The sequence below is a fragment of the Clostridium sp. AM54-37XD genome (assembly GCF_003478225.1).
Taxonomy (GTDB): Bacteria; Bacillota; Clostridia; order Lachnospirales; family Lachnospiraceae; genus Coprococcus; species Coprococcus ammoniilyticus.
Genome location: NZ_QUEV01000005.1, coordinates 173,378 through 197,154, shown reverse-complemented (window position 1 = coordinate 197,154; position 23,777 = coordinate 173,378). Strand labels below are relative to the sequence as shown.

Genomic DNA, 23,777 nt, shown 5'->3' with positions numbered 1-23,777 from the left:
AACAAGACAAAAAAAGGCAGCATATCTTCTGGTATATAAGAATATATTTTATGGTATACATTCGAAGGGATATACCAGAAGGGAGAAAAAGCATGGAAAAAACATTAAACAATAACCAGGTGATCGTAGCGGGGGAGATCGCGTCAGACTTTACGTTCAGTCATGAGATCTTCGGAGAGGGATTTTATATGGTGGATCTTGTTGTCGCCAGACTGAGTGATACCTATGACGTAATACCACTTATGGTATCTGACCGGTTATTTGATGTAGAAAATTCCCATATTGGGGAAAAGGTGGTTGCAAGAGGACAGTTCCGTTCTTATAACAAACATGAGGAGACGAGAAACCGTCTGATCTTATCGGTGTTTGTCAGGGAGATATCGGTACTGGATGATGAGGAGGACGAAGCGGAAAACAAACCAAATCAGATTTATCTGGATGGTTATATCTGCAAGGAGCCGGTGTACCGTATGACACCACTTGGAAGAGAGATTGCAGATATTCTGCTTGCAGTTAACCGGGCATATGGCAAGAGTGACTATATTCCATGTATCTGCTGGGGCAGAAATGCAAGATTTGCAGGGAAGCTGAAGGTAGGAGAGCATGTTGCGGTCTGGGGCAGGATCCAGAGCCGGGAATATCAGAAACGGATCGGGAATGACCAGATCATCAGTAAGACGGCTTATGAGGTATCTGTCAGCAAAATGGAATGTCTGGAGTAGCACGGCAAAGGGACGGTAAAGCAATGAACAGGCAGGGAAAAGAAGTTGTTACATATTGACAGAAACAGACAGGAATGATATAGTAATTTTATCTAATGGAAAAAAGAAAATTCAGTAGAGGCGCGGTATTTATCAGTAAATATATGGATATATATGGAGGTAGATGATATGTGTTGAAAGGGGATACCGCCGAAGGAAGCAGTTATCCATAGGGCTGTAACCTGGTTGTGCAGCGAATAACTGTATGACTGTCATCGTCACAGATGGAGGGCTACTTTTTCAGAAAGTATATTATTTCTAAAGGTCGGCGCTCGCGTGCCGGCCTTTTATACTGTATAGAAGAAGTAAAATTGATTCCACGAGGATTTACAGGTTTTAGATTTTAAGGAGGAAAAATTTATGTCAATTTTTGAAGGTTCAGGTGTAGCGTTAGTAACACCATTTAAGGAGAATGGCGAGGTTGATTTCGATAAGATGAAGGAGCTTGTTGAATTCCATATTGCAAATGGTACAGATGCCATTATCGTATGTGGAACAACAGGTGAAGCATCTACATTATCACATGAAGAACATCTCGCATGTATAAAGGCATGTGTAGAATATGTAGATCACAGAATCCCTGTTATCGCAGGTGCAGGTTCTAATTGTACAGGAACAGCTATTTACCTTTCTACAGAGGCAGAGAGCTATGGCGTAGATGGATTACTGTTAGTAACACCATATTACAACAAGGCAACCCAGAATGGTCTGATCGCACACTTTACAGCTATTGCGAATTCTGTAAAGATTCCAATTATCTTATACAATGTACCATCCCGTACAGGATGTAACATTCAGCCGGAGACAGCAGTTACACTTGCAAAGACTGTACCAAATATCGTAGGTATCAAGGAAGCGTCCGGTAATATCGCACAGGTAGTTAAGCTTGCAAAACTGGCAGATGGCTGTATCGATATTTATTCCGGTAACGATGATCAGGTAGTACCACTCCTGTCATTAGGTGGAAAGGGTGTTATCTCTGTAACAGCAAATATTGCTCCAAGAGATGTACATGATATGGTTAAGAAATTCATGGACGGCGATGTAAAGGGAAGTCTTGATATCCAGTTAAAGACGATCGATTTGTGTGAGGCACTGTTCTGTGAAGTAAATCCAATTCCTGTTAAGAAAGCAGTTGAGCTTATGGGCTTATGCGGCGGAACAATGAGAATGCCATTAACAGAGATGGAGCCTGCACATGTAGAGAAGTTAAAGACCGCAATGACAGCGTACGGCTTACTTTAGAATAAAAAGAAAATACAGATGATCCGGTAGAGGATTAGGCTGTATGATATAAACAAAGATGGACAGAAGGGATACAGGAATCTGTCTGTAGTATATAAAATCCCGCAGGTTCTGCGGGATTTTTGTTTAGTTTGCGGGTACTCAGCCAAAGCTCATGTCTGCATGAGAGATTTGGCGGCTGCTACGGCAGAATGAGAAAAACACAGGATAAATGGAGGAAAAGAAAATGGTTCGAATTATAATGCATGGATGTAATGGTAAGATGGGACAGGTGATCACAGGACTTGTAGCGGATGATCCGAATGCACAGATCGTTGCAGGCATTGATATCGCAGATAACAGAGATAACGGATATCCGGTATTTACAGATATTAAAAAGTGTGATGTGGCGGCAGATGTAATCGTTGACTTTGCAGCAGCAGTTGCAGTGGATGCACTTCTTGATTACAGCGTGGAAAAACAGATCCCGGTAGTTCTCTGTACAACCGGTTTAAGTGATGAACAGCTTGCAAAGGTAAAAGAATGCAGTGTAAAGGTTGCAATCTTAAAGTCAGCCAATATGTCACTTGGAATCAACACTTTGATGAAGCTGTTAAAGGATGCCGCAAATGTATTTGCACCGGCAGGCTATGATATCGAGATCGTTGAGAAGCATCATAACCAGAAGGTAGATGCACCATCCGGAACAGCGATAGCACTTGCGGATTCTATTAATGAAGCAAGAGGCGGAGAATATGAATATGTCTACGACAGAAGTCAGGTCAGAAAAAAGAGAGATAAGAAAGAGCTTGGTATCTCAGCCGTTCGTGGCGGAACGATTGTTGGAGAACATGAGGTCATCTTTGCGGGAATCGATGAAGTGATCGAGTTCAAGCATACAGCATATTCCAAGTCAGTATTTGCAAAGGGCGCAGTAGAAGCCGCAAAATTCCTGGCAGGAAAACCGGCAGGCATGTATGATATGGCAGATGTGATAGGATAGGAGAAACAATGAAACCAGAAAAGGTTGTATTATGTGCTAGTTCGAAGTACGAACAGAAATTTTATCTGAATGAGGAGTTTAAAGGACTTCCGGAAGAAATAAAAAAAGAATTAAAAATCATGTGTGTATTGTTTACAGAGGATGTAGGTGGTATACTGAGGCTTGAATTTGACCAGGAGGGAAGCCTGAATCTTGTAACAGAAGCATTTGATGAGGATTTGTTATATGATGAGATCGGATGTGAGTTGAAGATCAAGCAGTTACAGAAGGACAAGCAGCAGTTGTTTTCCAGTCTGGAATTGTTTTATAAGGTATTTTATCTGGAAGACTATTAGAGGTGAGAGATGCTATTTGCAATTGATGTAGGAAATACGAATATCACGATGGGATTATTTGACGGAGAAAAGTTAGAGAAGACATTCCGTATGACGACGGGAATATCGAGAACTTCAGATGAGTTTGGTGTATTTTTGGGAGAATTGCTTCGAATGAGAAATCTTCCGTTAGATGTAATTGATGAAGTTATTATTGCATCTGTAGTACCAAATGTGATGCATTCCCTGACAAATGGAATAAGAAAATATTTTAAGTTAGATCCTCTGATCGTGGAGCCTGGGGTAAAAACAGGTATTAATATTACGATTCCAAATCCAAGACAGCTTGGTGCAGACCGTATCGTAGATGCGGTAGCAGCGTACCATATGTATGGCGGACCTGTGCTGGTGATCGATTTTGGAACTGCAACCACATATGATCTGGTAAATGGAGATGGTTCATTTATAGCAGGTGTAACTTCACCGGGTATTCGCCTGGGTGCAAATGCATTATGGAGCGGAACAGCGAAGCTGCCGGAAATTGAGATCAAGGTGCCGGATACGGTACTGTGTAAGGATACGATCTCCAGTATGCAGGCAGGTGTATGTCTTGGCTATATCGGACAGACAGAATACATTGTAAAGCGTATGCGGAAGGAATCCGGCTTTGATAATATGAAGGTTGTTGCGACCGGTGGACTTGGTAAGATGATTTATGAGAATACCGACTGCATCGATACCTATGATCCGGATCTGACACTGTATGGTCTTCGAATTATTATGGATAAACAAAAACAGGCATAGGAGTATTTATGGATTTTACGAATAAACTTGTTTTGGCGCCAATGGCTGGGGTGTGTGACCAGCCATTTCGTTTGTTGGCGAAAGAACAGGGCTGCGATATTTTATATACGGAAATGATCAGTGCAAAGGGACTGTATTATAATAATAAGAATACAGTACCGCTTCTTGCGGTATCGCCGGCAGAGGATCCGATCGGTGTGCAGCTGTTTGGTTCGGATCCGGAGCTGCTTGCAGAGATGGCGAAGAAGATCGAAGACCGTGGATTTGCATTTGTCGATGTGAATATGGGATGTCCGGTTCCAAAGATTGTAAATAACGGCGAGGGATCTGCACTGATGAAGGATCCGTTGCTAATAGGAAAGATCGTGTCGGCAATGACAAAAGCGTGTAAGCTGCCGATCACGATCAAGATCCGCAGCGGCTTTGACAGTGGGCATATTAACGCGCCGGAGATTGCACATATAGCAGAGGAAAGCGGTGCGGCTGCTGTGGCTGTTCATGGCAGGACCAGAGAACAGTATTATCACGGACATGCAGACTGGGGCGTGATCGCAGACGTGAAAGCGGCTGTGAAGATTCCTGTGATCGGGAATGGTGATATTCTGACTCCGGAGGATGTAATTCGGATGAAAGAGCAGACCAACTGTGATGCCTTTATGATCGGAAGAGGTGCGCGTGGCAATCCATGGATCTTCCATGAATTAAAGACATACTTTGAGACAGGAGAGATTCCGGCAAGACCGGATAAGCAGCAGGTGAAGGAGACGATGCTTCGCCATGCCAGACTGATGATTGATTTTAAAGGGGAATTTACAGGAATCCATGAGATGCGGAAGCATGTGGCATGGTATTCGGCAGGTATGTATGATTCTTCCAGACTTCGGAATCTGATCAATCAGGTAGAGAACTATGACGAGATGGTGGAACTGCTTGATGCATGGACAGATGGAATGCTGCTTTAAGTCATGTATGAATCCGCAGGTGTGTCAGACGTTGTTTGGAGTTATAATATAATACGTTTAGATGCAGTTATGATACAGTTTTGAAAATGTTTTAACATAATTAATAAGGATAATAGAAACAAATAGAGATGATTTTGAAATATATGCAGCCGGATGCGTGCGTGATTCAAAATTATTTCTATTTTTTTTAAGAAAAAATGCACTTTTGATGCTAAAATTTAAGAAATTACCTTCGTGGAAGTGTCCAATGTGCTAAGTTGTTGCATAATTGTTAAGATGCTAAAATGTGCAATATACACAATTAATTAATGCACAAATTGGTTATAAATACCACAAAATAATGATGAAAGATTTTGTAGCTACGACATAATTGATAAAAATGGCTGGTTTGCTTGACCTTTTGATTGTCAGGCATTATAATAACGATACAAACAAGAGTTAATCTTTTTGTAACAATTTCGAAACCGAAAAGAAATTAAGGAGAGAATATTATGAAGAAATTTTCAAGCTCCAGCCAGATGTTTTCTGAGAATCTTAAGAAATATCTGAAAAGAGCAGGTATTGCTGTAGTATCCACTTCCCTTGGAGTTGCATCTGTGATCGCATTTGCATCCGATGAATCCAAACTCCATTCCGATGCAAAAATGATAGCTGTATCCCAGCTTGAATCTACAGCAATTGAAGATACTAAGGTTGAATATTCTAAGATTGAATACACAGATTTACAGAAGTCGATCAAGGACGCTGAGTTATCAGCTAAGATTGAGAAGACCGGAAAAGTAACAGAAGCAGTTGCATTGGCAAAGAAAGAAGAAGTACCGACAGAGGATGCCACAATAGCTACAGAAGCAGAGCTTGCTTTTGCTGAGAAGGAAGATACAACAAGTGCAAACCTCGTAGAGGATGTCACAGAAGAGACTGCTGAAGAACCAACAGAGGAAGCATCCTCCGCAGATATCACTGCAGAAGATATTACAACCGAGCTGGTAACAACAGAGGACACAGAAGTAACAACTACAGAAGAGACAGAATTAGCAAAGTCAAACGGTAAGAAATCAAAGAAGAATACAACAGAGGCTACAGATAAGAAGCAGCAGACAGGAATCGAAGCAACAGAAGCTACAGAGGAAGTAACAGCAGGTGCAATTCTTGTAGAAGATGACAGCTACCAGCCAGGAACTTATCTTGGTACATACACAACAACAGCTTATTGTGGATGTTCTCGTTGCTGTGGTAAGTCCGATGGAATTACAGCCAGCGGTACTTATGCAACAGAAGGAAGAACCATTGCAGCACCAAGCAGTTTTGCATTTGGTACAGAGCTTATCATTGATGGGCACACATATGTCGTTGAGGACAGAGGTGGTGCAATTCATGGTAACAGAATTGATATTTTCTTCTCAAGCCATCAGGCAGCTTTAAACTACGGAAGAAGAACTGTTGATGTATATGTTAAATAATTCAGTATAGACAGAGCGGGACAGAACCCAAAAGGTTCTGTCCTTTTTTGCGCAGCGAGTAGACCATGCCCTGCTCACTGTGTGGCAACGATAAAGCCCATGTATGGTAACAGTTTTCTATGATCGGTTATGACTCATTTCGTTTCTATTCGATACACTCATCTATTTGTCAGCAGTCGCCCTAACTCACCCTGCGGGTTCAGACAAGGGCTTGGTGCTGACAGCTAGAGTGTATCTCATTACGAAACTACATGAATGTCATTCCCGATCATAGAAGACTGTTACCATACATGGGCTTTATCTGTTATACATGTTATGCAGAAATTGTGCTTGCACATATTTCTATATGACGGCCAGAATTCATCGCGCAGATAAGTATCCGGACCTTATATTTTGTCCCGTATGTACGAAAATAGAGGGGAATATTTGTGAGATTAGGCAGGCAATTTTCATTGTGGGATCTGGCAGTTATTGGTATAATTAATTTAACTGTGAATTTATAGAAAAAGCTGTTGCAGACAGGTAATGGATGAGTGGGGTATTGCTGGAACGGCTTTTGAGAAAAAGGAAGGAGAAGGTATGAGCAGACAAAGGGACAAATGGGTTACAAGGGTCATAGCATGGATGCTGTCATTTGCAATGGCAGTAAGCCTTGTGGTGATTCCTTCAGACAAGACAGAAGCAGCGGGGGAGACGATTGCGCTGTCTTACAGTACGGATCAGGTGACAGCAAGTGGAAATGTGGATAATCAGGTCAGCCTTGATCTTGGAAATGGCGGATACAGCGATCTGTCGGAGCTTAAGAGTGCGGGGCTTACCAAGCTTCGTGTCAGCTTCGAGGTATCATCAGCCGATGGAACCGGAAATATTGGCGGACAGGCGTTTGTAAATGCGAAAGGAACATGGAAGGGTGAATGGATCAATGTGAATGCAGGCTCCGGCACTCAGACCGTAGAACTGGACCTGACACAATTCTATAGCAAATCCGGTCAGTTATATAATTTCGGTTTTCAGTTTGAAAATGTAACAAGTATTACATACAAGATTAAAGAGGCGGTTCTGGTAAACTCAGGCAGCAGTTCAGGTGGAGATTCCGGCAGCGGTTCCGATTCTTCTGATTTTGGAACAGAGAGAGAGTATTCATCAGGTGTGACAGCAACCGTGAAGAATCAGGGAACACCAAGCAATGACTGGTCAGGCTTTGAAATGGCGATCAGCAATAATACGGGAGCATCGATTTGTGACTGGATCGTAGTATTACAGGTACCATCCGGTACTGCTTCGGCATTTAAGTGTTGGAATGCAACCTTTGTGGCAGATGGTGATACGATCTATATGTATCCGATGCAGAGTGGGGGAAATGCAGTCCTTGCAGCAGGAACAATGCAGAATGATATACCAGGTGGTGGATTCGCAGCAAAATATGTAGATGCATCCAGTATTCAGGTAAAGGGAGTTTATTATAACAAAGGAACTTCATCTTCTGTAGATTATTCCCAGGGAGATACCAATGATAATACAGGCGGCTCCGGCGGTTCCGGTGGTTCCGGTGGTACCTCATCCGGTGATACCACAACGAATAAAGATCTGGATGTAGAATTCAACTATGCAAAGGCATTGCAGGAAAGTCTGTATTTTTATGACGCAAATATGTGTGGTTATCTGGAAGACACCTGTGCACTTTCCTGGCGTGGAAACTGCCATACCTATGATAAAAATGTAACATATACAAAGAATGGAAAAACCTACAATGTAGATGCTTCCGGTGGTTTCCATGATGCAGGCGATCATGTGAAATTCGGACTTCCACAGGGATATGCAGCATCCATGCTTGGAATGAGCTATTATCAGTTCAAGGATGCATTTGACGAGCTTGGTCAGAAGGAACATCTGAAGAAGATCACGGATTATTTCTGCGATTACTTTAAGCGGTGTACAGTGTATGAGGGAGATCAGGTTATCGCATTCTGCTATCAGGTAGGTGACGGTAATACAGATCATGGTGTATGGACAGCACCGGAGGGACAGACGATCAGTCGTCCGGCATTCTTTGCAGATGCGAGCAATCCGGCTACAGATGAAGTGAGTGTTGTGATCGCAGCGCTGGCATTGAACTATATTAACTTTGGAAATAATGAGGATTTAAAGACAGCAAAGGATCTCTTTACATTTGTAGAGAAAAATAATAAAGCATGTGCAACCGAGGGCGCATCAACATTTTATGCATCAAGATCATATGGTGATGACTATGCATTTGCAGCAAGTGCACTTGCTGCTGCGACAGGTGATACCTCTTATAATTCTATTTATAACGAATATAAAGATAATTCAGATAATGGTGTGAATCAGTACTGGGTATTGGACTGGGGAAATACCGGAGCGCTGGCATGTATGCTTCAGAAGGATACTGCAAAGATTGCAAGCATTACAGATGTATGCAAAGGCAAGAGTGCCATCGATGGAGTATTTAACTGTGTTAGTGACTGGGGCTCCTGCAGATACAGTGCAGCTGAGCAGTTTACCGGTCTGGTATATGATAAGCTGACAGGAAAAACAACATATGCAGATTGGGCAACCAGTCAGATGAACTATATGTTAGGAGATAATCCGAATAAACGATGCTATATCGTAGGCTATAATGAGAACTCTAGTAAATATCCGCATCACAGGGCAGCATCCAGATCGACAGATTCAAAGATCATAAACAGCAATCATTATACGCTGCTTGGAGCTCTGGTAGGTGGACCTGGTGCAAATGGAACCTATAAAGATGATCAGGGCGATTATTATTGCAATGAAGTAGCGCTTGATTATAATGCCGGACTGGTTGGTGCGGCAGCAGGACTTTATCTGGTTCACAAGAATGATAAGACAGTAAAATTATCTTATGCAAAGAAGAATGCAACGAATTACAGTACAAAGACAGCCTCTGCGGCAGAGCTTGCTGCTGTAGGTGTGAAGACTTATTACGGAACAAATTCCGGTGATGATACAGAGGAAGAAGTAAAGGCAACAGAGATCAAGCTGAATCAGGAAACCTGTGCGCTGACAGAAGGGGAAACAGTTACACTTCGAGCAACGGTCATACCAAAGACAGCGGAACAGAAGGTTACCTGGAAGTCTGAGAATGAAAAGATTGCAACGGTTTCGGATGTCGGAAAGGTAACTGCTCTTGCAGCAGGAACAACAACGATTACGGCGGCAACGATGGATGGGACCAAGCTTACGGCAAGCTGCAAGCTTACGGTAAAAGCAGCACCGAAGGCAGTATTTTCAACAGACCAGACTGTACTGACCTGTGCACCGGTTATTTATGGATATGAGACCGGTTCTGCGGCAGAACTGGTATTAGAGAATAAAGGAGATGCAGATGGAACTGCAGCGCTTCAGTTGGAGAAAGGTGCAGGAAGTGCATTTGCGTTATCCGGCGACAGTGAAAGAAAGCTTGCACCGGCAGGAAAAACAACTGTGATCGTATCATTAAAGAATGGTAAGGATGCAGGTACTTACAGCGACAATCTGCTGATAGAGGCAGATAATGGACAGTCCTTTCAGATTCCGGTATCTGCAACAGTTGAGAAATGTCCGGTAACGGGTATTACATTCCCGACAGCAGGAATGATCGTAACTGGTCAGACACTTTCTGAGTCAGAATTATCCGGTGGAGATGAGACCTATGGAACATTTGCATGGGCAGATGCAGCAGAAAAACCGGAACGAGGAACGTATCAGGGACAGGTGGTATTAACCCTTTGTTCCGATGCGAAGAAGAATTATGCATTTGACCAGATCACAGGGTATGATGCGGCAGCAGGAACGATCACACAGAATGTGACGGTAACAGTCAGCAGAGCAGGACTTCCGGCTATCACATTCCCGGAGGCTTCTGAGCTGGTATATGGACAGAAGCTTTCTGATTCTACCCTTGCCGGCGGTTCAACCGGGTATGGAACATTTGCATGGAGCACCCCGGATGTAACAATGGGCGAACAGGAAGTAGAAAATAGTATCAATCAGTATGAGGTTGTATTTACATGGAGTGATGCAAGCAAGAAGCAGTATCAGATCGAGAACTCTGATGAAGATGCTGTTTATAAAAAGATGGTTTCTGTAAAAGTACGAAAGGCAAAACAGACAGCGGTTCCGGATAGTGTGGATCTTCTTGCAAGAACAAAGGATACGATCCGGATCTCCGGTCAAGCGGGTGTCCGGTATTCCGTAGATGGAACGACATGGAAACAGGCAGTCTCCAATGGAGAGACAATTGAATTTGCCGGATTACGTAGCTTTACAAAGTATACAGTTTCAGGCAGATATGCAGAAACTGCAACTGCATATGCAGGAAAAGCAGTGGAATTGCTTACGGTATATACCCTTGTTCAGGATCCATATACGATCGATATAGCAAAGATTACGGACAAAGAATATCAGGATGCTTTACGGACAGATGATGGCAAAATAACAGTCAACTATACGGAACCGGTTCTCACACTTACGGAAGACGGCAGGGACTATGTGATCACAGGTAAGAATAAGGAGCTTGTTATTAAGGCAGGTGGGGCAACCAGGGTCACACTGGATCAGGCAGAGGTTGGAGCCGTTGCGATCATTGGAAATGCAGATGGTAAGACGGAGATCGCAAGAAAAGGAACGGTAACGATCGCAGGTAATGTTGAGACGGACGGCGGACTTGTGATCAGCGGAGATGGATTCCTTACAGTATCCGGAAAGATATCTGCAGCAGGAGATATAACGATCAAAGGCGGAAAGGTATCGGTTGATGGAGGCGTCTTAGCAGGCGGCACAGTTCTGATCCGGGATGCAGAGCTTGTCGCAGGTACAGATGAGACAGGAACGGCGATCAAAGCAGATACTGTACGGATCGAGGAGTCTAAGGTAACGGTCGGAGCGAATCAGGATACGAAGAATCCACCGATCAAATCAGACAATATCATTCTGGCTGGAGACAATACAGTAGCATCCTCTTCAGGTTCAAAGGATATCTTTTCATCGAAACCAAAGGATGAAAATGGAGATGAGATCCCAGATACGATCTTGATCGAGAAGATCACGTTAAACAAGACCAGCGTGGTATTAAATATTGGTGATACAGAACGGATCGCAGTAGCGGCCGTTATACCTGCAAATGCAACACTGAAGACATTTGACTGGAAGAGCAGCAACGAGAAAGTGGCAAGTGTATCGCAGACTGGTGAAGTGAAGGGAGTAAGTGCCGGAACTGCAGTTATTACGGTAACAGCGAAGGACGAAAGTGGTGTTACAGGCTCCTGCACCGTTACGATAAAGAAGAAAGAAACAGTAACACCAACACCGAATCCGGAAAAGCCGACAACCGAGAAACCTGCGATCGAAAAGCCGACGACCGAGAAACCAACAACAGAAGCACCAAAGAAGACAGTCAAACCGACAAAGGTCAAGATTCAGGCAGCAACCAAAAAGATCGCTCCGGGAAAGAAGCTGACTTTGAAAGCAACTGTTACACCTAAGAAAGCGACAAATAAGAAGGTAAAATGGACAATCCGTAAATCGGATAAGAAATATGCATCCATTAACAGCAAGGGTGTGCTGACAGTGAAGAAAGCTGCTAAGGGAAAGACGATCAAGGTAACAGCAACAGCGGTTGGCAACAGCAAGGTGAAAGCGACCTATACGGTTAAGGTTATGAAAAAGGCAGTTAAGAAGGTTACGATCACATCAAAGAAAAAGACAGTAAAGAAAGTAATGATTAAGAAGAAACAGTCTATAACCTTAAAAGCAAAGCTGACTCCGACAAAGGGAATCAGTAAAGAAGTGACATGGACCTCCGGTAATCCGAAGGTTGCAAAGGTAACAGCTAAGGGCAAGGTAACCGGAAAGAAGAAGGGAACGGTTAAGATCACAGCAAAAGCAAAAGATGGAAGTGGTAAGAAAGCAACCATTACCATTAAAGTAAAATAATTAATTCCATTTGTAACAGAAGAAAATAGAAAATACAGATGGCGGAAGATTGATCAATTCTATAAAATATAAAAAACAGATTTGGGAGATGCTTCCGCCGTCTTGTGTTTTGAAAATGGGTATGCTATAATGTGGACGCTTGTAGGTTGATTTCAGTATGTCTGGATGAAAGCATCGGAAAAAGAAAGCCTGCATAAGTCAAAAGAGTAAATAAAACAGAAGGAGAGTGCCATATGGAATTGATATACAGAAGTACAAGAAATGCAAATGAAACAGCAACCGCATCAGAAGCAATCTTAAAAGGTCTTGCAAATGAAGGAGGATTATTTGTTCCTGACAGTATTCCTGCTCTTGATGTCAGCCTTACAGAGCTGGCTCAGATGAACTATCAGCAGGTTGCTTATGAAGTAATGAAGCTGATGTTTACGGATTTTACGGAAGAAGAGTTAAAGCATTGTATCAATTCAGCATATGACAAGAAATTTGATACACCGGAGATCGCACCACTCGTACATAAAGCAGGTGCATATTATCTGGAATTATTCCATGGCTCAACGATCGCATTTAAGGATATGGCATTGTCCATTCTTCCTTATCTGCTTACAACATCCGCAAAGAAGAATCATGTAAAGAACGAGATCGTTATTCTGACAGCTACTTCCGGTGATACAGGAAAGGCAGCACTTGCAGGATTTGCAGATGTGCCGGGAACAAAGATCATCGTATTCTATCCAAAGCATGGTGTAAGCCCGATCCAGGAGAAGCAGATGGTAACCCAGAAGGGTGAAAACACATTTGTCGTAGGAATCACAGGCAACTTTGATGACGCACAGACCGGTGTTAAGAAGATGTTCTCAGATGAGAAGCTTGCTTCATACATGGACGAGAAAGGATATCAGTTCTCATCAGCCAATTCAATCAATATCGGACGTCTGGTTCCGCAGATGGTTTATTATGTATATGCATATACAAGACTGGTTAAGGACGGTACGATCCAGGCCGGCGACAAGATCAATGTTGTTGTACCAACCGGTAACTTTGGAAATATCCTTGCAGCATATTATGCAAAAGAAATGGGACTCCCGATTGCAAAGTTTGTATGTGCATCAAATGATAACAAGGTATTATATGATTTCTTTACAACAGGTACTTATGACAGAAATCGTGAATTTATCTTAACAACATCACCATCTATGGATATCCTGATCTCAAGCAACTTAGAGAGACTGATCTACAAGATCGCAGGAAATGATGCAGAGAAGAATGCAGCACTGATGAAGCAGTTAAGCACAGAAGGCGTATATACAATCACAGATGAGATGAAAGCAAAGCTTGCTGAATTTGCGGGCGGTTATGCAACGGAAGCAGAAACCTCAGCAACGATCAAGAAGGTATATGAATCGGATTCTTACATTATGGATACACATACAGCAGTAGCGGCAACCGTATATGACAAGTATGTAAATGAAACAGGAGATAAGACTCCTACGGTTATCGCTTCTACAGCAAGCCCATATAAGTTTACAAGAAGTGTTATGGAATCTATCGATGAAGCTTATGCAGCAAAGAGTGACTTTGAATTAGTCGATGAGCTGTGCAAGTTATCCGGCGTAAAGGTTCCACAGGCGATTGAGGACATCCGTACAGCTCCTGTTCTTCACGACACAGTATGTGACAAAGAAGAAATGGAGAGCGTCGTAAAGAAGTTCTTAAATATCTAAAAACAGATGCCGGTCAGATATGACAGGCAATACAGAAACAGAATAACTGACAGTTCATTAATACCATCCTGTCACTAAACAAAACTAGGAAAAAACGCGCATGAAGGGCATTTTCCTATATGCGCGTTTTTTACATAGGAATGTTATATTGCACAGCTGTCAGTTTGTACGATGTAATCGCCCGACTTGTTTCGTTTCTATTCGACCTGCACGCCTATTTGTCAGCAGTCGCCCAAACTCACCCATACGGGTTCAAACATGGGCTTGGTGCTGACAGCTAGTGCAGGTCTCATAACGAAACTACACAAATGTCGATGCTTATTACATCGTACAAGCTGACAACTGTGTAATATAACATTCGAAAATAAAAGAAAGAGGAAGATATGTACAGTTTAAAGACAAATTCAAGTTTTGACAGCGCGCATTTCCTTGCGGGCTATGAGGGTAAATGCAGAAATCTGCACGGACACCGTTGGACGGTTGAAGTTGAAGTCGGCGGCGAGAAGCTGATGCAGGACGGACAGACCAGAGGCATGGTTGTAGATTTTGGAGATCTGAAAAAGGATCTTAGAGAGAAAACAGAAGAGATGGATCATTGCCTGATCATGGAGAAAGGTACATTAAAGGAAAAGACGATGGAAGCACTGGCAGAAGAACAGTTCCGTATCATCGAGCTTCCGGTACGTCCGACAGCAGAGAATCTGGCAAAGTATTTTTATGAATATATGGCAGATAAGGGATATCAGGTGATTCGTACCACAGTTTATGAGACCCCGACCAATGCAGCAACTTATGCGGAAGCATAATAAAAGAAAATGATAATAAATGAAATCGATCAAAGGTGTCATATCAGAGATATGACATCGAAGAATATCATATACAAAAAGTAAGAAGGAAATAGAAATGGCAAAATTTAAAGTAGCAGAACGATTTGTCAGCATCAACGGTGAATCCGTAAAAGCCGGAGAACTGGCGGTATTTATTCGTTTTACAGGCTGCAACCTGAATTGCAGTTACTGTGATACCAAATGGGCAAATGAAGCAGATGCCCCATACGAAGAACTGACGGATGCAGAGATCTATGACTATATCAAGCGAACCGGAGTCAGAAACGTGACATTAACCGGTGGAGAACCGTTGATCCAGGAGGATATCGATAAGCTGCTCCTGATGCTGGCGATGGATGAGGAACTTCAGGTAGAAGTAGAGACAAACGGGAGTGTGGATATCGCAGAGTTTAAAGCGTTGACAGACCGGGTAGCATTTACACTTGATTATAAGCTTCCGGGAAGCGGAATGGAAAGTAATATGTGTTTCTCCAATTATAACTATATTGATAAGAAGGATGCGGTAAAGTTCGTATCCGGCTCGATCAAGGATCTGGAAACAGCAAGAGACATTATTCATGAATGGGCATTGGATATCAAATCAAACGTCTATATCAGTCCGGTATACGGCAAGATCAATCCGGAGGATATCGTTGATTTTATGATCGAGAATGAAATGAATGGTGTAAAATTACAGTTACAGCTTCATAAGTATATCTGGGATCCGGAGATGCGTGGAGTGTAAAACGGATGAAACCGCAGATATTGATATTAACATATTATTTGGATAATCGATTAAGAGTAATAAGAGAATGGAGTAGAAATGGCAATTGATAAAGAAGCAATAAAGGAGCATATTCGTGGAATCCTTGTAGCACTTGGTGATGACCCTGACCGGGAAGGCTTAAAAGAGACACCGGACCGTGTTGCGCGAATGTATGAAGAAGTATTTGAGGGAATGAATTATACCAACGATGAGATTGCTGAGATGTTTGGCAAGACATTCAAAGAGGAAGATGCGGCACATACAAGTGATATGGTATTCGTAAAGGATATCGAGGTGTTCAGTTACTGCGAACATCATATGGCACTGATGTATGATATGAAGGTGTCAGTGGCATACATCCCACATGGCAGGGTCTTAGGACTCAGCAAGATCGCACGGATCGCAGACATGGTAGCGAAGCGGTTGCAGCTTCAGGAGCGGATCGGATCCGATATCGCATATGTGGTTGGAAAGGCAGCAGGCTCACCGGATGTAGCCGTATTGATCGAGGCCAATCATAGCTGCATGACAGCAAGGGGCATTAAGAAGCCGGGAACGAAGACCTATACAACGACGTTCCGTGGAGCATTTGAGAATGATGTGAATTTACAGAATAAAGTATTGATGATGAACCGATAGGAGGATATGAAAGATGCAGAATTTGAAGAACAGAGATGAAGCAGTTGTTGTATTCAGTGGTGGACAGGACAGTACGACCTGTCTGTTATGGGCACTTAAGAAGTATAAAAAAGTATACGCAGTATCATTTGACTATGGACAAAAGCATGTAAAAGAATTAGAATGTGCAAAGAAGATTGCTGAAAAATTTGGAGTAGAGCATCATATTCTGGATATGAGTCTGTTGAATCAGCTTGCACCAAATTCATTGACAAGAAGTGAGATGAAAGTAGACGAGAATGCGCCGGAGGTCGGTACACCGAATACATTTGTAGATGGAAGAAACATGGTATTCCTGACATTTGTAGCGATCTACGCAAAACAGAAGGGCGTCAGCGACATCATAACAGGTGTCAGCCAGAGTGATTTCTCCGGCTATCCTGACTGCAGAGATATTTTCATCAAATCATTGAATACAACACTGAATCTTGCGATGGACTATGAATTCGATATTATCACACCATTGATGTGGATCGATAAGATGGAGACATGGAAGCTGGCAGATGAACTCGGCGGACTTGATGTTATCAGAGATATGACACTTACTTGTTATAATGGTATTCCGGGTGAAGGATGCGGTCATTGTCCATCCTGTAAGCTCAGAAAAAAAGGATACGATCTTTACATGGAATATAAAAAGAATCACAATGCATAAAGCATAAGTCAGACGGGAACAGAGCAATCGGATAAATGTGTTCCTGTAAACAGTAATGAGGTATGAATATGAAGAAGATGCTGTTTATTGTAAATCCCAAAGCGGGACGAACAACTTTGAAGAATTGTCTTATAGATGTGATAGATGTCTTTTGCAAGAAAGAATATGAAGTCAGAATTTATCTGACACAGGGAGTCGGCGATGCTGCCCGTGTCGTAAAAGAAGAAGGAGAGAACTACGATGTGATCGTATGTGCCGGAGGTGACGGAACGCTTGGTAATACAGTCACAGGATTTATGGAATGTGGACTGAACCGGCCGCTTGGCTATATCCCATGTGGCTCGACAAATGATTATGCCAGAAGTCTTGAGATCCCGAAAGAAGCAATCGAGGCAGCAGAACAGCTTGTCACTGCCGCACCTTTTTCAGTAGATGTCGGAGAATTGAATAAGAATTATTTTGTCTATGTTGCAGCATTTGGCATATTCTCTGATACATCATATGCAACCCCTCAGAATATGAAGAATATTTTAGGACATGCGGCATATGTATTACAGGGTATGAAGAGTCTTGTAAATGTTCCCACATATAATCTGAAGATAGAATTTAATAACCAGACATATACCGGTGAGTTTATGTTCGGTATGATATCGAATTCAGTATCGGTCGGCGGATATAAAAGTCTGACCAGCCATGGAGTTGAATTCGACGATGGTTTATTTGAAGGAGTCCTGATTCGCAAGATCCAGAATCTTGCAGATCTCCAGAGAATCATCAATTCGCTGCTCCTTGGAAATACGAATGAGACCAATATGGTAGCATTCCGAACCAATCGTGTCGTGATCGAGAGCGAAGAACCGATCGCATGGACACTGGATGGAGAGTATGGCGGGGAGTATACCACATCCGAGATCTCTGTACATCGGAGAGCAGTTTCTCTGCTGGTATCACCGGAAGAAGAAAAAGAAGAAGTTAAGTAGTTCAAACTGAGTTGAAAGAAAGAGGTTTACAGTTATGGGTAAATATTTTGGAACAGATGGATTCAGAGGTGAGGCAAATAAGGATCTTACTGTACAGCACAGCTTCAAGGTCGGACGTTATCTTGGCTATTATTATGGCAAGAAGAATCCGGAAGGCAAGGCAAAGGTGGTTATCGGTAAGGATACCAGACGTTCAAGTTATATGTTTGAATATGCATTAGTTGCGGGCTTAACGGCAAGTGGTGCAGATGTATATCTGATGCATGTAACACCGACGCCAAGTGTTTCTTATATTGTCAGAACGGATGGCTTCGACTGTGGAATCATGATCTCGGCAAGCCACAATCCATACTATGACAATGGTATCAAGATCATCAATGGCATGGGTTACAAATTAGAGGCTGCGGTTGAAGAAGAGATCGAGCGTTATATCGATGGTGAGATTCCGGAGATTCCACTGGCTACAAAAGAAAATATCGGATGCACGATTGATTACTCTATGGGAAGAAACCGTTACATGGGATACCTGATGACGATCCCTACCCGATCCTTTAAGAATATGAGAGTTGGCCTGGACTGTGCAAATGGTGCAGCCTATCAGGTTGCAAAGGCAGTATTTGATGCACTCGGAGCAAAGACCTATGTAATCAATAATGATCCGGACGGAACCAATATCAATACAAATTGTGGATCTACCCATATTGAGGGACTGCAGAAGTTTGTAGTAGAAAAAGGACTGGATGTAGGATTTGCTTATGACGGTGATGCAGATCGTTGTCTGTGTGTTGATGATAAGGGTGAGTTAGTAGACGGAGATAAGATCCTGTATGTCTGCGGACGTTATATGAAGGAACGTGGAGAACTGAATAAGAATACCATCGTAACAACGATCATGTCAAACCTTGGCTTATATAAAGCACTGGATAAGAAGGGAATCTCCTATGATAAGACAGCAGTCGGTGACAAATATGTATTTGAATCCATGATGGAGCATGGATATTCTATCGGCGGCGAACAGTCAGGACATATCATCTTCTCCAAATATGCAACGACCGGAGATGGTGTATTGACGTCTTTGAAGATCATGGAAGTTATTCTGGAACGCAAATGTAAATTATCAGAGTGCTTCAAGAGCCTGACGATCTTCCCACAGCTTCTGGTAAATGTAAAGGTATCCAGTAAGGATGCGGTTATGAATGATCCGGATGTGCAGGCATTAAATCAGAAGATCGCAGAGGAGCTTGGTTCTGACGGAAGACTTCTTCTTCGCCAGAGCGGAACAGAACCGCTTATTCGTGTTATGGTAGAAGCAGAGAGTGATGAGCTCTGCAACAAATATGTATATCAGATGGTAGATCTGATCAAAGAGAAAGGTTATGCAATATAGAGAAAATGGCTGTTAATTTCCGGAATAATTTTTCACATTCCAACATTGACAGAAAAACAGAAAACGTATAAAGTCTTAGTGTGTTAAAAAATAAAATACGAGAGGCAAAACATGAACGAGAATATAAGATCCCATTATTTTGAGAATGATGACAAGATGCATGAAGAATGTGGTGTTTTCGGAATGTATGATTTTGACAACAATGATGTTGCAACCTCCATTTATTATGGATTGTTTGCATTGCAACATCGAGGACAGGAGAGCTGTGGTATCGCAGTATCAGACACGGAAGGTCCCAAGGGGAAGGTAAGCTCCATGAAGGGCATGGGTCTGGTAAACGAGGTGTACACACCGGAATCCTTTGAGAAATTAAAAGGAAATATCGGTGTCGGACATGTCAGATATTCAACTGCCGGCGCGAGTACGATAGAAAATGCTCAGCCATTAGTCTTGAACTATGTAAAAGGTACACTTGGTCTTGCACACAACGGTAATCTGATCAATGCGCCGGAGCTTCGTAAGGAACTGGCACTTACAGGTGCGATCTTCCAGACGACGATCGACTCCGAGGTTATTGCTTATCATATCGCAAGAGAACGTGTGAACAGTGCAAGTGCCGAGGAAGCAGTTATGAAAGCACTCAGAAAAGTGAAGGGATCTTATTCACTTGTAGTAATGAGTCCAAGAAAGCTGATCGGAGCCAGAGATCCATTTGGATTCCGCCCGCTCTGTATCGGAAAACGTGATAATGCCTATATTCTTGCATCGGAAAGCTGTGCCCTTGATACGATCGGTGCAGAATTTATCCGTGATGTAGAGCCCGGAGAAGTCGTAACGATCTCACCGGAGTATGGTATTCAGTCCTATAAGGATATGTGTCAGGAGAAGCATGCAAGATGTATCTTTGAATATATCTATTTTGCCCGTCCGGATTCCGTATTTGACGGAATGGGAATCTATGAATCCCGACTGATCGCGGGAAGATGTCTTGCAAAGGACAGTCCGGTAGATGCAGATATGGTTGTAGGTGTTCCGGAATCGGGAAATGCAGCAGCTCAGGGATATTCACTGGAATCCGGCATTCCATACGGAACGGCATTTGTCAAGAATGGCTATGTCGGCAGAACATTCATCAAGCCACAGCAGAGCCAGAGAGAGTCCAGTGTTCGCGTGAAGTTAAATGTATTAAAAGAAGCGGTAAAGGGTAAGCGTATCATTATGATCGATGATTCCATTGTCAGAGGTACAACCTCAGACCGTATCGTAGGAATGCTTCGTGAGGCTGGCGCAAAGGAAGTTCATGTAAGGATCAGTTCGCCTCCGTTCTTATATCCTTGTTATTTTGGAACGGATATCCCGGACAGAGAGCAGTTGATCGCATATAACCGTTCGGTTGATGAGATCTGCAAGATCATCGGCGCCGATTCCCTTGCTTATCTTCGCAAGGAGCGGTTGCTAGAGATCTCCGGTGGAAGACAGTACTGCCACGGCTGCTTTACAGGGGAATATCCGATGGAGCCACCAAAGGAAGATATCCGCGGAGAACATGAGAATTTCAAACGCGGTGAAGATTCAAAAGTAAAATAAAGAAATACAGGAGAGGTAAAAATGAGTACAGACAGATACACAAGCCCATTCTGCGAGAGATATGCAAGTAAAGAAATGCAGTATATTTTCTCTCCGGATAAGAAGTTTAAGACATGGAGAAAATTATGGATCGCCCTTGCAGAAACGGAGTATGAACTCGGCCTTTCTGAAAACGGCAAGCCGGTTATCTCACAGGAGCAGATCAATGAGTTAAAGGCACATGCAGAGGACATCAATTATGATGTAGCAAAAGAGCGTGAGAAGATGGTTCGTCATGATGTTATGAGCCATGTATATGCATACGGCGTTCAGTGCCCAAAGGCTGCCGGCATCATCCATCTGGGAGCAACAAGCTGCTATGTTGGTGATAACACAGATGTTATCGTTATGACAGAGGCTATGAAGCTTGTCAGAAAGAAATTATTAAATGTGATCAACGAACTGTCCAAGTTCGCTATGGAATATAAAGATCTGCCGACACTGGCATTTACCCATTTCCAGCCTGCACAGCCAACAACTGTTGGTAAGCGTGCAACCTTATGGCTTCAGGAACTGATGTTGGATCTGTCTGATCTGGATTACATGATCGGTCAGCAGAAGCTCCTGGGATGTAAGGGAACAACAGGAACACAGGCAAGCTTCTTAGAGCTCTTTAACGGAGATCATGAGAAGGTTCGTCAGATCGATAAGAAGATCGCAGAGAAGATGGGATTTGAAGCATGCTATCCTGTATCCGGACAGACTTATTCCCGTAAGGTAGATTCCAGAGTGTTAAATGTACTTTCCGGTATCGCACAGAGTGCACATAAGTTCTCAAATGATATCCGTTTGTTACAGCACTTAAAAGAGATCGAGGAGCCATTTGAAAAGAACCAGATCGGTTCATCAGCAATGGCATATAAGAGAAATCCGATGAGAAGTGAGAGAATTGCATCTTTATCAAACTACGTTATGGCTGATGCATTAAATCCTGCATTTACAGCAGCAACACAGTGGTTTGAGAGAACACTGGATGATTCCGCAAACAAGCGTGTATCTATCCGGAAGCATTCCTTGCGATCGACGGTATCTTAGACCTGTATCTGAATGTTGTAGATGGTCTGGTTGTATATGATAAGGTTATCTATCAGAGATTCATGAAGGAGATTCCGTTTATGGCAACTGAGAATATCATGATGGATGCTGTAAAACGTGGCGGCAATCGTCAGGAGCTGCATGAGCTTATCCGTGAATACTCCATGCAGGCAGGCGCAACTGTAAAGAAAGAGGGCAAGGAAAATAACCTTGTTGATCTGATCGCAGCAGATCCTGCATTTGGCATGACCAAGGAAGAGATCGAAGCCATCCTTGAGCCAAAGAACTTTGTCGGACGCGCACCGGAGCAGACCGAAGAATTCATCACAGAGGTTGTAAAGCCGGTACTTGATGCAAATAAAGACGTACTTGGCATGACCGCTGAGATCAACGTATAAAAGTTAAATATCACATGAATCAATTAGGGATGCATATCCCCTGTAATGACGTGTTGTGGTTTCTATTCAGTGCACATACCTGATTCGTAAATGCTCTTGTGCTAACTCGCCTTCGGCTCAAACAAGCACTCGCATTTACTGGTAATGTGTACTTCGTAACGAAATCCTCACAATGTCATTACAAGGGGATATGCATCCCTGATTAATTCATGTGATATTTTGTTATAGCGTTATAATCAATATAGCTCAGAAGTTCATTAACAGTTAAAGGACCAATTATCGGATGACAGGAAAGCTACAGCAATTCCATCAACTTCATAGCGGCGATGCTCATGCCACGTCTGCGGTCGCTGATGATGCACATGTTCCGCTTGGGAATGTGCTTCTTGAAATTTAACCGGAAGATCTCACCACGGTCAATATAGTCACCGGCAAAGTCGGCCACAATCGATCCGATTCCAAGGTTCCTCTTTGCAAACTGTGCGATCATATCACTGGTTGCAAGCTCGAATTCAGGGGTCAGCGTGACGCCTTCATTTGCAAGAAACTGATCCACATAGGCTCTTGTGCTGGTGTCATTTTCCAGACAGATGATCGGAAGCTTTTGCAGATCTTGATAGTCAAGAATTTTTCCTTTCAGATCGTTGAATCTTGGACCGGCTATAAAGATGTCTTCAATCTCCCGCGCGTTTCGAATCTCCATATTCGGATTCTGTGGGAGAGGAGTTGTAACGATACCGAAGTCAATGTTATTTGCAAATAAGTGATCGATCGTACTTGGGGTCGGTGCATTTGTTACATGTACTTTGATGCCGGGATAGAGCTGGTGGAAGCGTTCGAGATGCGGAAGCAGATAGAACTGGAGTGTCATATCACTGGCTCCGATCCGGATCTCACCGGTTTCTAAGTGCATCAGTCGGGCAAGCTGCTGTTCGCCCATGGAGATTGCCTCGTATCCTTCGGATACATGTTTGTAGAGAAGTTCGCCTGCACCTGTCAGGGATACACCTTTTTTCGTCCGAATAAACAGGTTGATACCGATTGCCTGTTCTAAAGATTTGACTGCCTGACTGACAGCGGGCTGGGATACGCACAGCTCTTTGGCAGCAGCAGAGATGCTTGCTGTCTTTGCCACGTAGTAGAAAATTTTATAATATTCATAATTAATATCCATAATCGAAGCTCCTGATCAATCGTTATATTGAAAGTGTAAACCGA

At 42.9% G+C, this 23,777-nt stretch carries 17 protein-coding genes, 1 pseudogene and 1 riboswitch; of the genes and pseudogenes, 17 read left to right on the top strand and 1 reads right to left on the bottom strand.

The window, feature by feature from the left end; translation table 11 throughout:
• Nucleotides 1-92: 92 nt before the first annotated feature.
• The 17 genes and pseudogenes from DXA07_RS06605 (at nt 93) to purB (ending at nt 22,559) form a co-directional block, all read left to right on the top strand.
• Entirely contained in the window at nt 93-722 is a 630-nt protein-coding gene (locus tag DXA07_RS06605; RefSeq protein ID WP_242997360.1) for a single-stranded DNA-binding protein, read from the top strand.
• A 107-nt stretch (nt 723-829) separates the two neighbouring features.
• Nucleotides 830-1,004, top strand: a riboswitch (Lysine riboswitch).
• Nucleotides 1,005-1,121: 117 nt separating this feature from the next.
• A complete protein-coding gene (gene dapA / locus DXA07_RS06600; RefSeq protein WP_118483948.1) occupies nt 1,122-2,006 on the top strand; it encodes a 4-hydroxy-tetrahydrodipicolinate synthase in 885 nt (294 codons plus the stop codon).
• Between the two features lie 226 nt (nt 2,007-2,232).
• Nucleotides 2,233-2,988, top strand: a complete 756-nt coding sequence (dapB, locus tag DXA07_RS06595; protein ID WP_118483946.1) for a 4-hydroxy-tetrahydrodipicolinate reductase — start codon at nt 2,233-2,235, stop codon at nt 2,986-2,988.
• Between the two features lie 8 nt (nt 2,989-2,996).
• A complete protein-coding gene (locus tag DXA07_RS06590; protein ID WP_008401359.1) occupies nt 2,997-3,323 on the top strand; it encodes a DUF6145 family protein in 327 nt (108 codons plus the stop codon).
• A 9-nt stretch (nt 3,324-3,332) separates the two neighbouring features.
• Complete coding sequence (locus tag DXA07_RS06585) at nt 3,333-4,106, top strand: type III pantothenate kinase (protein WP_021944847.1); 774 nt, start codon at nt 3,333-3,335, stop codon at nt 4,104-4,106.
• An 8-nt stretch (nt 4,107-4,114) separates the two neighbouring features.
• Nucleotides 4,115-5,068: a tRNA dihydrouridine synthase DusB gene (gene dusB, locus DXA07_RS06580; protein ID WP_117808476.1), complete on the top strand. Its 954-nt coding sequence runs from the start codon at nt 4,115-4,117 to the stop codon at nt 5,066-5,068.
• Nucleotides 5,069-5,559: 491 nt separating this feature from the next.
• Nucleotides 5,560-6,528 carry a 3D domain-containing protein gene (locus DXA07_RS06575; protein ID WP_243013951.1) on the top strand — a complete coding sequence of 323 codons (969 nt, stop codon included), beginning with the start codon at nt 5,560-5,562 and terminating at the stop codon, nt 6,526-6,528.
• Between the two features lie 579 nt (nt 6,529-7,107).
• A complete protein-coding gene (locus tag DXA07_RS06570; protein ID WP_182427536.1) occupies nt 7,108-12,486 on the top strand; it encodes a glycoside hydrolase family 9 protein in 5,379 nt (1,792 codons plus the stop codon).
• Nucleotides 12,487-12,719: 233 nt separating this feature from the next.
• Nucleotides 12,720-14,207 carry a threonine synthase gene (thrC, locus tag DXA07_RS06565; RefSeq protein WP_118483942.1) on the top strand — a complete coding sequence of 496 codons (1,488 nt, stop codon included), beginning with the start codon at nt 12,720-12,722 and terminating at the stop codon, nt 14,205-14,207.
• A 383-nt stretch (nt 14,208-14,590) separates the two neighbouring features.
• Nucleotides 14,591-15,013: a 6-carboxytetrahydropterin synthase QueD gene (gene queD / locus DXA07_RS06560; protein WP_118483940.1), complete on the top strand. Its 423-nt coding sequence runs from the start codon at nt 14,591-14,593 to the stop codon at nt 15,011-15,013.
• Between the two features lie 97 nt (nt 15,014-15,110).
• Complete coding sequence (queE, locus tag DXA07_RS06555; protein WP_118483938.1) at nt 15,111-15,779, top strand: putative 7-carboxy-7-deazaguanine synthase QueE; 669 nt, start codon at nt 15,111-15,113, stop codon at nt 15,777-15,779.
• 78 nt (nt 15,780-15,857) lie between these two features.
• A complete protein-coding gene (gene folE, locus DXA07_RS06550; RefSeq protein WP_008401371.1) occupies nt 15,858-16,439 on the top strand; it encodes a GTP cyclohydrolase I FolE in 582 nt (193 codons plus the stop codon).
• Nucleotides 16,440-16,452: 13 nt separating this feature from the next.
• Nucleotides 16,453-17,133, top strand: coding sequence for a 7-cyano-7-deazaguanine synthase QueC (gene queC, locus DXA07_RS06545; protein ID WP_118483936.1), 681 nt, complete (start codon nt 16,453-16,455; stop codon nt 17,131-17,133).
• A gap of 68 nt (nt 17,134-17,201) precedes the next feature.
• Complete coding sequence (locus tag DXA07_RS06540) at nt 17,202-18,113, top strand: diacylglycerol kinase family protein (protein WP_117808470.1); 912 nt, start codon at nt 17,202-17,204, stop codon at nt 18,111-18,113.
• A 34-nt stretch (nt 18,114-18,147) separates the two neighbouring features.
• Complete coding sequence (gene glmM, locus DXA07_RS06535; RefSeq protein ID WP_117808469.1) at nt 18,148-19,500, top strand: phosphoglucosamine mutase; 1,353 nt, start codon at nt 18,148-18,150, stop codon at nt 19,498-19,500.
• Nucleotides 19,501-19,611: 111 nt separating this feature from the next.
• Entirely contained in the window at nt 19,612-21,087 is a 1,476-nt protein-coding gene (gene purF, locus DXA07_RS06530) for an amidophosphoribosyltransferase (RefSeq protein ID WP_118483934.1), read from the top strand.
• A gap of 21 nt (nt 21,088-21,108) precedes the next feature.
• Nucleotides 21,109-22,559 (top strand): annotated as a pseudogene (purB, locus tag DXA07_RS06525) (adenylosuccinate lyase).
• A gap of 295 nt (nt 22,560-22,854) precedes the next feature.
• Here the strand turns inward: purB and DXA07_RS06520 are convergent.
• On the bottom strand, nt 22,855-23,733 hold the full coding sequence (locus tag DXA07_RS06520) for a LysR family transcriptional regulator (protein WP_118483932.1): 879 nt from the start codon (nt 23,731-23,733) through the stop codon (nt 22,855-22,857).
• Nucleotides 23,734-23,777: the final 44 nt, after the last annotated feature.